This is a genomic window from Xanthomarina spongicola, assembly GCF_003148645.1.
Lineage (GTDB): Bacteria > Bacteroidota > Bacteroidia > Flavobacteriales > Flavobacteriaceae > Xanthomarina > Xanthomarina spongicola.
On sequence record NZ_QGGP01000001.1, the window covers coordinates 831,095 to 843,946 of the forward strand.

10 protein-coding genes are annotated in these 12,852 nt (G+C 33.1%); all 10 read right to left on the reverse strand.

Annotated elements, in window-relative coordinates; translation table 11 throughout:
• Positions 1 to 15: 15 nt before the first annotated feature.
• Positions 16 to 1,578 carry an arylsulfatase gene (locus LX78_RS03760; RefSeq protein WP_221407891.1) on the reverse strand — a complete coding sequence of 521 codons (1,563 nt, stop codon included), beginning with the start codon at positions 1,576 to 1,578 and terminating at the stop codon, positions 16 to 18.
• A gap of 81 nt (positions 1,579 to 1,659) precedes the next feature.
• Complete coding sequence (locus LX78_RS03765) at positions 1,660 to 2,643, reverse strand: HupE/UreJ family protein (RefSeq protein WP_109681284.1); 984 nt, start codon at positions 2,641 to 2,643, stop codon at positions 1,660 to 1,662.
• A gap of 1 nt (position 2,644) precedes the next feature.
• Positions 2,645 to 3,523, reverse strand: coding sequence for a peptidyl-prolyl cis-trans isomerase (locus tag LX78_RS03770; RefSeq protein WP_109681285.1), 879 nt, complete (start codon positions 3,521 to 3,523; stop codon positions 2,645 to 2,647).
• Between the two features lie 67 nt (positions 3,524 to 3,590).
• The gene (locus tag LX78_RS03775) at positions 3,591 to 5,465 is read right to left on the reverse strand and encodes a DUF3604 domain-containing protein (RefSeq protein WP_109681286.1); all 1,875 of its coding nucleotides are present in this window, start codon (positions 5,463 to 5,465) and stop codon (positions 3,591 to 3,593) included.
• Positions 5,466 to 5,534: 69 nt separating this feature from the next.
• A complete protein-coding gene (locus LX78_RS03780) occupies positions 5,535 to 7,418 on the reverse strand; it encodes a DUF3604 domain-containing protein (protein WP_170109790.1) in 1,884 nt (627 codons plus the stop codon).
• Between the two features lie 10 nt (positions 7,419 to 7,428).
• Positions 7,429 to 9,300: a DUF3604 domain-containing protein gene (locus LX78_RS03785; RefSeq protein WP_109681288.1), complete on the reverse strand. Its 1,872-nt coding sequence runs from the start codon at positions 9,298 to 9,300 to the stop codon at positions 7,429 to 7,431.
• 6 nt (positions 9,301 to 9,306) lie between these two features.
• Positions 9,307 to 10,281, reverse strand: a complete 975-nt coding sequence (locus LX78_RS03790) for a transporter (protein WP_109681289.1) — start codon at positions 10,279 to 10,281, stop codon at positions 9,307 to 9,309.
• Between the two features lie 22 nt (positions 10,282 to 10,303).
• Entirely contained in the window at positions 10,304 to 11,428 is a 1,125-nt protein-coding gene (locus LX78_RS03795) for a DUF6515 family protein (RefSeq protein ID WP_109681290.1), read from the reverse strand.
• 20 nt (positions 11,429 to 11,448) lie between these two features.
• Complete coding sequence (locus LX78_RS03800) at positions 11,449 to 12,177, reverse strand: DUF2092 domain-containing protein (protein WP_109681291.1); 729 nt, start codon at positions 12,175 to 12,177, stop codon at positions 11,449 to 11,451.
• Between the two features lie 89 nt (positions 12,178 to 12,266).
• A complete protein-coding gene (locus LX78_RS03805; RefSeq protein WP_109681292.1) occupies positions 12,267 to 12,845 on the reverse strand; it encodes a DUF4136 domain-containing protein in 579 nt (192 codons plus the stop codon).
• Between the last annotated feature and the right edge of the window lie 7 nt (positions 12,846 to 12,852).

The following is a 12,852-nucleotide window of genomic DNA, read 5'->3' on the forward strand; positions in this document are numbered from 1 at the left end:
CTTTTTAATGAGTATTTAATTACTTTTTGTAGTCATATTTTCAATTTGCTTTTCAACTTTACTTAAACTCCAATCTCCAGCAGTTTGACTAGGTGGATATTCTTGAAAGGTTGAAAGGAAATTAAACGCATAGCTTTGTATGGCTATTAAGATATAAGCTCTATCAATATACCAATCGTAATATGTGTTGGAACCTAGATATGCTTTTTCAAAAGGGTCACGACGTAAGTTTCCTAAAAGTGGTGCACGTAGTTCAACAAAAGGCTCTAACCAAATTTGTAATTGTCTAGCTCTGTTTTCTAAGAAAGTAGCTTTCCAATCACCATATCTTAATGCAGCAATAGATCCTGCATCATTCACATAAATAAATCCTTCTCTAGGAGATTCTTCAGTTTTTCCAGTTAGATAGTCTAATTGATTATAGCCATCTATATGATTTTTATAACTTCTACCATTAAGTGAAGTGCCTTTTTTTAATTGTTCTTTAATGTTAGGATTTCCTGCAATAGCTGCAAAAGTTGGTAACCAATCTTCATGAGACACTATGCCATTTAAAGTAATATCTGCTGGAAAATGACCAGGCCAACGAACAAATGCTGGTACACGATAAGCGCCTTCCCAATTCGAGTTTTTTTCACCATGAAATGGGGTCGTACCTGCATCTGGCCAAGTATTATAGTGAGGGCCATTATCTGTAGAATACATAACTACTGTATTATCTGCAATACCTAATTCGTCTAAAAAGTCTAGTAATTGTCCAACATGCATGTCATGCTCTATCATACCATCAGTATATTCATCATTTCCTTCATGACGTCTATCTTCTTTTACATGTGTTCTAAAATGCATACGAGTACCATTCCACCAAACAAAGAATGGTTCGCCTGATTCAACTGTTTTTTTAATAAATTTTTTAGTTGCTGCTACACTCTCGTCATCAATAGTTTCCATACGTTTTTTGGTAAGTGGTCCTGTATCTTCTATACGTTGTCCACCTTTACCATCTGACCATGAGTGTAAAACACCACGAGGGCCAAATTTTTCTTTAAATGTTTGACCGTCTTTTAATACCATGTCACTTGGATAATCAAAATTTTCTGGTTCCTCTTCAGCATTTAAGTGATATAGGTTTCCAAAAAATTCATCAAAACCATGCATGGTTGGTAGATGCTCATCTCTATCTCCTTGATGATTTTTACCAAATTGTCCTGTAGTATAACCTTGACTTTTAAGAATTGTTGCCATAGTTACATCGGTTTTTTGCCAACCTTCCATAGCTCCAGGCATACCAACTTTTGTCATTCCAGAACGAACAGGTACACTTCCTCCAATAAAAGCAGCACGACCTGCTGTACAACTTTGTTGCGCATAATAATCTGTAAAGCCTATACCTTCTTTTGCTATGCGATCTATATTAGGTGTTTTATAGCCCATCATTCCACGATTATTGTGGCTAATGTTCCAAGTGCCAATGTCATCTCCCCAGATAACTAGAATATTTGGTTTTTTTTGTGCGTTTACAGAAAATGCCATTAGCATTAATAAAATAAAAGCACTAATTGTTTTTGTGTTTTTCATTGATTTTATAATTTGATTAGTAAGAAATATAAAAATAAGGATAATATTTTTGTTCCACAATTTTAATAGTAAGAAATAGTTTTATGCCCAAAAGCTTACTATTCTCTCTATAAGCCAAAATGATGCAATTGATCCTATACCATAAACTGGGACTAATTTTACCCAATCTGGAATGCTGATTTTAGATTTTTTTATAAGCCAAATAATTGCGATTGCTGATACAATAAATAAAATTTGACCAAGTTCAACTCCAATATTAAAAAACAACAATGCAGCTGGAATAGTAGTTTGAGGTAAGCCAATACTTGTTAATGCACCTGCAAATCCAAAACCATGCAATAGACCAAAAGCAAAAGCTATAATCCATGGATGGTTTATAGCTATAGACTCTTCTCCTCGATAATATTTTATTATTTCATAGGCAAGGAATATAATGCTTAAAGCAATAACGGCCTCAACAGGTGGTCCTGGTAGACCTACAAAACCTAAAGCAGAAAGCGATAACGTGATGCTGTGTGCTATGGTAAAAGCTGTAATAGTTTTTATTAGCTTTCTAAAACCAGGTGTAATAAGCAATAAAGCCAAAACAAATAGAAGGTGATCTACACCTAATAAAATGTGTTCTGTACCAAGTATCAAATATGTTTTTATTGTGTTTAATAAGGTCTCCTTTTCGGGAATAATCATCGATGTTTTATCTGGTTGTAACATTAATGTGACTTTTTCTCCATTAAGATAAGATATACTAACTAAGGCATCAATTAGAGTTTTGTTAAGACCTTCAATAGTTATTATACTTCCTTGTAAAGGTTTATTAGAATTAATTCTATAACTATATATTACAGAACCTGGTATTTGATTAGGTTGTTCTAAAACTTCAACAGAGAAAAATGGTGCAAATACGGGACTTATTTTTGGAACTCCATCTCCTAAACTTGGAACTTTCCAAAAAACGTCATAGCTGGAGTCGCTATTTTGAATTATTTGTAAGAAAGCTGGGCGAATTTCATGTGACCAACTGTTAAAAGTGATTATGGTAAATATGAAAAATAAAAACTTTTTCATTCTAATTATTTAATTTTTCCTGCAAATACTTTACAAATTCAGGGTCAAAATCTGGTGATTTTATATCAATTCTAATATCATATTGTTTTTTCAACTCTTGATAAATACTTTCGTTTAGTTCTTTTTGATAATCATATTCGTAATCTCTTGTGATTTCTTTTCTAATATCTTCTAATTTAGGTAATTCAGGTTTTGTTTTTTGAGTGATAAAAACTAAATGATATCCAAATCCAGAAGGAATAGGTCCTACCCAATTATTGAGTTCCTGATTTACTAAAGCTTCAGAAAATTGAGTTCCAAATTGTAAAGCCAATTCATCAGCATTTATATTTGTAAAATGATAATTGAAAGGTAATGCATCACCTTTAGATTTCATTTCTTCAAATGAAGTGTTTTTATTCAGATTTAAAACGTCTGTTGCATCTTTTAGATTATTGTCTCTTTTATCAGGACTGAAAATAATTTGGTAAAGAGAATAGGAGTAAGGAGTAAGATATTTTTCTTTATTCTTTTGTATATAGTCTTCTAAATCTGCATCTGTTGGTTTTATCATTGCAGCAATATCATTCGATAAAAACTGCATTTTTTGAGAAAGTCTTCTTTTTATAATTTCATCGTTATGATCTAAATTCATTTTTAGAGCTTCTTGATAAAATATTTCTTGTTTTAAATTAACATTGATTAGGTTTTGTATTTCTTGTTCTGTTGGTGGTCTTTTCCATTGCATTTCCCATGTTGAAATTATATTTTCTATATCAAAATCATTAATAACAATGGTGTTTTTAGTTTCTGTTGTCTGATTTACAAGTCTAAATAATGCAAACAAAATGACACCAATTAAAATAAAATGCAAAAAGGGGTCTTTTAATAATTTTTTCATTTTGTAAATTTAGAAAGACTGCCTAAAAATAGCAGTCTTTTAAATAAAATTTTTATAAATAATCTATTTATTTAGGACTATACCATATTGGAGAAGTATATCCTCTTTCTGTATGAGTTAGAGGTACTTCATCAGTAAATTCTACTCCATAATTTAATTTGTCATATAATGTCCAACGTGGTGTTGGGATCTCAATTACTCTAACATAGTAAAATGCTTCTAAAGTTGGATCGAAATTAGGGTCTGTCCAAACAGCTTTCAGTTCTGTTGCCCCAATAGAATTATCCCAAGTTCCATCTTCTAAATTAACACTATTACCAACAGATGGTACTTTTCCATTTGAATCAATTTCACGATTACCACTCCAAACCACATCAAATACTTTCTCCTCTAAAGTGCCATCTGCATGTGCCCAACCTTTTACAATTTGAATTCTATCTAAACTCCCATTTAAAGGGTCCATAAGCGTATAAACAATAAAAGTAGGTTTCTTAGTGCCAGCATTAATTAAATCTCCACCCATTGGTACACCTTTTGAGTAACCAGCTTCTACTAAATTAGATAAATCACTATCTGTATAATTCCAACCTCCAAAAAAGCGAATTTGCATTCTAGCTCCTGTTGTTCCGTAAGTTTCTTTACGAGCCATGGCATCCCAAATTGATGCTCTTGTATTCTCATGTGCCCATACGGCTGCATATCCAGAAGCAATAGTTTGCCATGTATATATTATTCCTTTATCAGATTGAACAAAAGGATGCTTCCATCTGTCTTTTGAAGGCTCTACATTTGATGCTTTACCATAGAAATTATCGTCATCAGCTGTTGCTAAAGATGTATGAGAATCTGTACTTCCTACCATTCCAAATTTATATGGATTGGTTCCCATAGTTGTTTTGTATTTCAATCCAATTTTTAGAGCTGAACGTGCATATTCGTGTTCTAGCATCTCATTGGTTTTTAAAGCACTTAAATCTAAGTTACCATAGTCCCAATTTTCATAGTCTGCAAATTCATCGTTTGGTGATAAATAAGGATGTGTTTCACCATCACCTTTTATTTGAGTAACTTCATATAATGGTTCCCACTTTGCTCTTTTCTTTAGGTAAGCTTCATCAAACTCTTTCCCAGAGATTGTTTCTTCCATAAACATCATTCCATTTGATAAGTTTCCATTATGTGGAATTGCTAAGACTTGTCCTCCAGTTCTTTCTTCATAAGATGCTAGATTTTCCCAAAGTTTTTCTGGATCTGAACTATCTTCATTAGTATAAGGTATTTGTGTTATAGCTTTATCTCCATTATCTCTATAAATTACATTACGATGTAAGTTGTTTCCTTTAATAAGTGAGGTCCATTCGTAACCAATAAAGGCTGTGAATTTACCAGGCTCATTATATTTCTCTGCAGCTTCAACAACTGAATTCCAAACAGGCCTCATCATAGTTGAATCATTTGTTTTAAATGATAAAGTACGTTGACTGAAGTTAGAGATAATATCTAAAGCCATTTCTGAATTCTTCCCCTCGTCATAAAATTTTCTCCATCGAGGATATTCTTTTAGCTTTGTTGCCCATTCTTCTTTATTAACTATTCCGGGAAACACACCCATACCATCGGAATGGTCTGCTATTACAAGAAAATCCAGAGGTCTAGCTAATTTAGCTTTTAAACCAGTAGAAGAAGTTACTTCTTCACCACGAGCAAACTTGTAGGCTTCGTCCATGCCAATTCTGTTTCCAAAAGCACCAGCATCTAAAGATAAATCGGTATGAAGATGCGTATCTCCCCAAAAAACTTTAGTTGGATACTCACTTGATGCAGATTCTGAAGTAGAATTAGTTTCAGAAGTAGTTTCTTTTTCTGTATTTACTTCAGTTGTTTTATCGTTTTTACAAGCTACTAAAGCTAGGGCAACTAATAAAAAGGTGAGTTTTTTCATTATAAAATGAATTTTAGATTAAGTACACAAATTACAAAAAAACCCTTTATTTTCTCCAAATATGTGTGTTTAATTAGGATTATACCAAATAGGGCTTGACCAAGCACGTTCTTGAATAGTTGCAGGAAAATCTTTTGGAGGGTCTATACCTAAAGCTTTAGCGTCATAAGTAGACCAGCGAGGTGTTGGTATTTCTAATACGCGTACATAATAAAATGCTGGTTGACTTGCATCAAAATCTGGATCTTCCCAAACGGTTTTCAATTCTGGACTTCCAATAGTATTTGTGTAAGTAGCATTTGGAATATCAACGGTATTACCAACAGCAGGTAGCTTGCCTTTAGCATCTAACACTCTATTATCAGACCAAGCTACATTGTATATTTTTTCATGACTTTCACCATTTGTATCCACCCAGCCTTTAATAATTTGTATGCGATCTAAATTTCCACTATTTGGTCCTTTAAGTGCCCAAACCATAAATTGAGGGGTTTTATTTCCTGAATTAGAGTTCATGTCTGCTCCCATTGGTACACCATTGGCGTAACCTATTTCTGCCCAATTAGAGTCACCAGGTTGAGTTGTACCAAAATCGTAACCACCAAAAATACGAACTGTTATTCTTGAGCCAGAAGTAGCCCAAGTTTCTTTACGTTCCATAGCATCGTATATAGATTCTCGTGTGTTTTCTTCAGCCCATACACATGATAATCCTGCAGATCCTTGTTCAATTTTTGAAGGTTCACCAGGTAAATTTTGTAATAAGCGTTCTTCTGGTGTCCCAGATTTTAAATTATGCTCTCCTGTATGTTGATACTCTTCATGCGAAACAATAGAGGTATGTATGTCTCCACCACCAACAACGCCGTATTTAAAAGGGTTTACACCAAGGTCTTGTTCTAGTTTTAAACCGTTTTTAAATGCGTTTCTAACGTAATTAGTTTCCAATACTTTTACCGTTCCTGGTCCTGCTACTGGTTTTGTCCATAATTCAAAGTCATATGCAAACTCATCATTTGGAGCCATTAAAGGATGGGTTTCAGATTGCCCTTTTGTTTGAATAATTTCTGTTAGTTTTTCATTTCTCATACGTGTTTTGGCGTATTCGATACTTAATGGGTTGCCGTATGAATCTTGAAGCGCAAACATGAGTCCATTGCTTAAATTACCATTGTGTGGAATGGCTAATAATTCTATGCCTGAATCACGTTGGCTATCCATCCATTTCCATAAATCTTCAGGTTTTTCTGAATCAAAGTATGAGAAGGGAAGAGGAAGATTTTTAGAAGATCTAAAAATGACGTTTCTATGCAGATTAGACATATTAGGTTGAGAAGACCATTCGTAACCTACAAGGGTTGTAAATTTTCCTGGTTCGTAAAAATCATCGGTTATCTTAACATATTTATCCCAAGCACTTGTTCTAATTTCAATCGTGTTAAGTGTTGAATCAGGCTTCGTTGTGCCATCAGGTTGAATGGTTTTAGTAACTAGTCCATAAAACCCTTTTGTTGACTTGGTAATATCGTCACCAGAATCGATAAGTTGTTTAGCCAAAGGATTTTTTGATAACGGATTATTAGGGTCGTACATTTGAATTAAAACACCTAAATATTCTGAATGATCTGAAACCACCATAAAATCTAATGGAAGTTTTAACTGTACATCATACCCAGAAGGATGTTTTACCTTTTCACCTCTTGCATGTCTATAGGAATTCTCTGGTCCAAGCTTAACATTATAAAAAGCTTCATCAAAAGACCATCCTGTATGTTGATGGGTTTGACCGAAATAAGGGTTTTTGAACTCATTGTAACCAGCTGTGCGTTCTACTTTTAATTCAGTGTTTTGGTTAGGTCCTGTTTTATCAGGAATACTTTTGTTATCATTTTTACAATTAGTGAAAATGAAGCAGATTAACATTGATAGAAGGTTGATTTTTAGTGTTTTCATGATGTTTAATTTATTTTGGGCTATACCAAATTGGACTAGACCAAGCACGTTCTTGAATAGTTTTTGCCACATTATCAGGATATTTAACACCTTCTTTTATTTCATCCCATTGCGTCCATCTAGCAGTTGGTAATTGTAATACTCTAGCGTAATAAAAAGATTTATTATTTGGATTAAAATCTGGGTCAGTCCAAGTTGTCATAAAGTTTGCAGATCCTTTAGAATTATCAAATTCACCCGTAGTTAGATTTACTTTAGCATCAGTAGGTGTTATAGTTCCATCAGTTTTTAATCTATTGTCAGAAACAGCTACATCATAGGTTTTCTCAAATAACTCTCCATTTTCATACCAACCTTTAATAATTTGAATTCTATCAAGATTTGCATTCATAGGATCTTTAAGAGCCCAGACTAAAAATTTTGGTGTTTTTTCTAAATCGACACCTAAATCTCCACCCATTGGTACGCCTTTAGCATAACCATCTTTTACAAAGGAATTGTAATCTTCATAGCTGTCTTTATATTCGTAACCTGCAAATAACCTAACTTTCATTCTCGGACCACTTGTTGAAAATGTTTCTCTGTTATAAAGCCCGTCCCATATATCTTCGCGTGTATTTCTAGGTGCCCAAACACCAGTTAATGAACCTGGATTTATATCGTAAGCCTTAGCCCATCCATCTACTGTGTTTTTTACACGATCTTGAGCTGTAGCATCTACATAACCATGACTTCCTGAAGAATAGTTGTCTTCTTCAACATTACTCATTAAACCATTGTGATTATCTGTACCACCATTAAAACCTAATTTATAAGGGTTAATGCCTAATTCGTCTTCATATTGTAGCCCTTTTTTTAAAGCGTACCTTACAAAGTTTTTTTCTTCAAAAGAGCGTCCACTATAATTTTCGAGAGACTGTGCATTTTCAAAATTGGCGAATTCGTCATTTGGCCAAAAATTAGGATGAACTTCCGAGGCTCCTTTTATTTGCATGATTTCTATAGTCCGTTCGTATTTTTGACGCATCTCTGCGTATTCTTTTGTAATTGGATCGCCATTTGGCATATTTTCATCAAACATCATCCCCTTACTAGCATTAGAATTATGTGGTATTGCTAGTACTGAAGATCCGTTTCTACTAATATTGTCGAGCCATTCCCATAACTCTGTTTCTCTATTTGCCTCTATATAGCTAACTGGTAGGTCTGGAACAATAGTGTCTCTGAAAATTATATTCCTGTGTAAATTACCACCATTAGGAGCTCCAGACCATTCGAAGGCATGTAACGTGGTAAATTTTCCAGGCTTGTAATTCAATTCGGTCTGTTTATTCATTATCTCCCAAGCACTCATGGTGGACATAGTGCCTTCGTAAAACTCTAAATGTTGTGGTTTTGAACTACGATTATTTTTAACCACTAGTTCTACAAAAAGTTTAAGACCTTCTTCTAAACCGTTAACTTCTCGCAAAGATTTTGCTTGTTCATTATTATAAGCTTTGGAATTCGGGCTAAGTACAGAATACATTTCGCCTATATATTCAGCATGATCTGTTACTGCTGCAAAATCTAGAGGTCTTTTAAGTTGCATAGTTTTACCAGTAGATTCTAATAATACTTCTTCTCCTTGTGCAAATTTTAAAGCTTGAGAAGCATTTAATCTATTGCCTCCAATAAAAGCATCAAGAGAATATTTAGTATGTAAATGTGTTTCTCCGAAAAAAGCTTCCTTATTCTCAAAATATAGAATTTCAGATGTTTTTTCATGGTTAACTCCATCAGTAAGTAATTCTGTTTCTGATTTATTTTCAGAATCCTTCTTACAATTAGTTAGAATTGAAAAGAAAAGCAGTGTCAATAATATTGTTTTTAGCGTTTTCATAACAAATTATTTAGTGTTTATTTTTTTTAAATTAATATAAGCAAACACCAAACTAACGCGTAGCATATTAGATTGAGCATCATTATCTCCAAGCAATATTGTGTCATAACCCATAAAAGCAGATAATGGTGGTATTATTTGATAACCTACATTTAAACCACCTCCTAAAATATTAATTTGATTGTCATCTGAAACGCCATCAGCACTAGTTTCTCCACCTAATTGATAGCGTAAATCGGCTCCAATCCATAATTTCTTATTTAAATTATGTGTTAAGTGATTTTCAACTATAAATAATGGTTTTTGCGCTACTTTATTTGCTGTTGAAGAACGTGCAGGATTATTATTGTCTGTATAGAACTGAACTGTTGGCATTATTTCTAACCAGGTTGCATTTTGTGAAAGATCTTTATGAAAAGGTATTGTCATGGTTGTTCCAAATTCGAATGTTGAACGGTTGGTTCCTAGATTTATAAGCTTATTACTATCGTAAGTTCCAGAATACCAATACCTAAAAAAACCATTCAAATTGAATTGAGGTTTGTGTTCTGCAAATTCAAATGCATTGAGTCCAGGTGAGCCAATTAGACCATATTCAAAAGCAATAAAGCCATCTGAAAAACCACTAGCACTTAATTCTTTTGAGGTCTGAATTGAATTTGCTTCAAAGTTTCCAGTGGCTGTTAACGATCCTGGATTTATCATTCCAAAAACACGAGCAAATTTACCCTTAATACTAAAAGTATGAACTAATGTCGTTGGGAATACATCCACATTTATATTGGCGTTTTTTACTAAAATATTCCCATTAGGTAGTAAGTTTTGATCCAGATGGAGGTATTTTGGGTTTATAGCCCATACACCTATAGGTGATTGTAAATGTGCTCTTGGACCATCTCCTTGTGAATACAAATAAATTGAAGACAGTAATAAAGTAATTGTTATTACTGCCTTTAAATAATTATCTGTAATTAATTTCATGAAATCAATTCTTAAAACGAATCTATTCTGTTTTTACTTCTACAATTTCATACATGTTTTCTCCATCCACTTGAATAGGTTGATAATAAGTTTCTCCAAATTGGACATAAGTAACATCTCCAATTTTCACTTCTTCACCACCTTCAGGAATTCCTGGAACGATGGTTCCTGCAGTTGCTGGAACAACAATATAACCGTCAGCATTCTCTTCGTAAAAAGCACCACCATAATAGTAATTGTTGGTTTCATTTACTTCTACTTTTTCAGCCTCTTTTGGAATTTCGGGTACCTGTGCACCAACAGGTGCTTGAACAGCAACAAAGCCGTCTTCTGTTTTTAAATAATAAGTACCATTATCATAATGATATTCTTCTTTGTCATCATCATCATCGTCATTTACTATAGCAACAATTATTGCTGTTGATACTAATGTGGCAGTAAAATATCCCCAAGGATGATAATAAGATCCCCAATAAAAAGGTCTGTATGGATGGTAGTAATAAGGTCTGTGACAATAATAACTATGTCCACCATATCTATAAGGAGGTCTTGAATAATGTCTAGAACTAGCATTAACTCGAGTATTTCTACTATTATTAACATTAATATTTACATTGTTATTACCAATATGATTTTTGTTGCCCACTCTATTTCCATTGCCACGATTTCCAGAACCTCTATTAATATCTTTAGTTTTAACATTAGAAGTTTTACGATCTCGTGTATTTAGTTTTGGAGCTGCATTATTGTTCGATCTATCGCCAACTTTAGACTTGTCTCGAGTAGATTTGTTAGCAGTAGCTGGTTTTGTACTTCTGTTTGGAACATTATTCTTAGAAAAATTTCTATTTGTACTTTTATTATGTCCACCATTAATACTTCTTGAAGGGGTTCTATTGCTAGTCGCAGGACGCGTTGTTTGTTTACTTCTACTTGGCGTTCTGTTAGTAGTTGCTCTATTATTGGAAGGTCTGCTAGCTGGTCTTGATACAGAATGACCACCACCTCTAGACATAGAATGACCACCACCTCTTGAAGCTGAGTGTCCCATTCTTTGTGCTTGTAATTGTTCTGTTGGCATTACCAATGCTAAAAACACTAATAAAACACCTGCTTTAAATTTTAAATTTGAAAAATATATTGACATGATTCTTTATTTTAATATTATTATGACTTTTTTAGAATGCTAATTAACCTTGCTGTTGGAGGAGCAAGAAAAGAAAATGCAGACTCAGGAATAACAGGATTAATAGACCAATTACTGAACGTAGATTCGTATTGGATATTAGATTTTTCTTTATATATAACTATAAAATGTTTAGGCAATAAAAATGTTTCGTTGGATATCCACATTTGAATATTTAGCTTTTCATTAGAAGCCATTATATGATAGCATTCTACGCCACGAACAACTTTTTTTCCTAAATATGAAATTGAGTCAAATTGTTCTATCATGTCGTCTGTAAGACTTGGATAGAAGAAATCGGCAGCAGGAAATTGAAAACTATAATTTTCATGCATTGTGTCTATCATTTCAATAGTTGTTTCAGGAGCTTCTAATGTAACATAATTGTTTTCATCGTAAGAATAATAGGTTACATAAGTTCCATCGTACCAATAGCCAACTTTTCCCTTAGTTCCATCTGTTCTTATTAAAAGTTTGTCTGGACCAGAAAATGTTATTGTGCTTGTTGAAAACTGGGTAACAATATTACCTTGATCATCAAATTCGTCAATGGAATTACTTAAATCGAAAGATACAGATTGTAAATCTCCTATATTATCTCCCATTTGATCTAAAATAAAAACAGCTGTTGAATCTATTATTTTTGTTTCTTGTGAATATCCCATAAATGAGATTAATAGTAAGCTAGTAGCTAAAAATGTGTTTTTCATAATGGTGTTTAAAATTTATTATTAATTATTGTTTAGATTTTTCTAAACAATAGAAAAGGTGTTGCGTACTTCTAAATATTTAGTTGGACTTATTTTTTTAGAGGAGCAATTGGAAATTTTTTCATTAGTTTACCAATGTTTTTAGGTATTGTTTTTTCTCTTTTTTGAGATTTTTCTTGAACATCAGTAGTCATGTCACCTTGCCAGATAAGTTTTTTTTCAGCAGTATCATACATATCAATAACAAGCGTACCTACTCTATAATCGTTTTCACTAAGTGAAGTAGTGGCACTTCCCATACCTCCATAAAAACCTCTACCATATCCCCAACGGCCAGTATAACCTAGGCCTCCATTAAAATTTGTGTAAGCAGTAATGTTGGATTTAGTTTGTATAACCAAGTATAAAGTTATAGTTGCATCTCCATTTGATTCTACTAGATTGATTCCTCTAGAGTTAAATTCATTTGTTAAGGCATCTGTAATTCTTTTTTTGTCGAAGTCGTTTAATATTTTATCGCTCTCTTTTTCCCAACCGCCAAAACTTACAGTTTTGTATTTTGTGAAATCTGTATTTTTATCGTAATCGCTGTTAACTTGTGCATTACTGTTACATGTAATTAAAAAAGCTACAAACAAAAAACTTATTTTTTTGAGTGGATTTTTCATAGTGTTT

Coding starts and splice junctions, on each gene's coding strand:
- LX78_RS03760 (WP_221407891.1), bottom strand. CDS start 1,578: ATGAAAAACACAAAAACAATTAGTGCTTTTATTTTATTAATGCTAATG.
- LX78_RS03765 (WP_109681284.1), bottom strand. CDS start 2,643: ATGAAAAAGTTTTTATTTTTCATATTTACCATAATCACTTTTAACAGT.
- LX78_RS03770 (WP_109681285.1), bottom strand. CDS start 3,523: ATGAAAAAATTATTAAAAGACCCCTTTTTGCATTTTATTTTAATTGGT.
- LX78_RS03775 (WP_109681286.1), bottom strand. CDS start 5,465: ATGAAAAAACTCACCTTTTTATTAGTTGCCCTAGCTTTAGTAGCTTGT.
- LX78_RS03780 (WP_170109790.1), bottom strand. CDS start 7,418: ATGAAAACACTAAAAATCAACCTTCTATCAATGTTAATCTGCTTCATT.
- LX78_RS03785 (WP_109681288.1), bottom strand. CDS start 9,300: ATGAAAACGCTAAAAACAATATTATTGACACTGCTTTTCTTTTCAATT.
- LX78_RS03790 (WP_109681289.1), bottom strand. CDS start 10,281: ATGAAATTAATTACAGATAATTATTTAAAGGCAGTAATAACAATTACT.
- LX78_RS03795 (WP_109681290.1), bottom strand. CDS start 11,428: ATGTCAATATATTTTTCAAATTTAAAATTTAAAGCAGGTGTTTTATTA.
- LX78_RS03800 (WP_109681291.1), bottom strand. CDS start 12,177: ATGAAAAACACATTTTTAGCTACTAGCTTACTATTAATCTCATTTATG.
- LX78_RS03805 (WP_109681292.1), bottom strand. CDS start 12,845: ATGAAAAATCCACTCAAAAAAATAAGTTTTTTGTTTGTAGCTTTTTTA.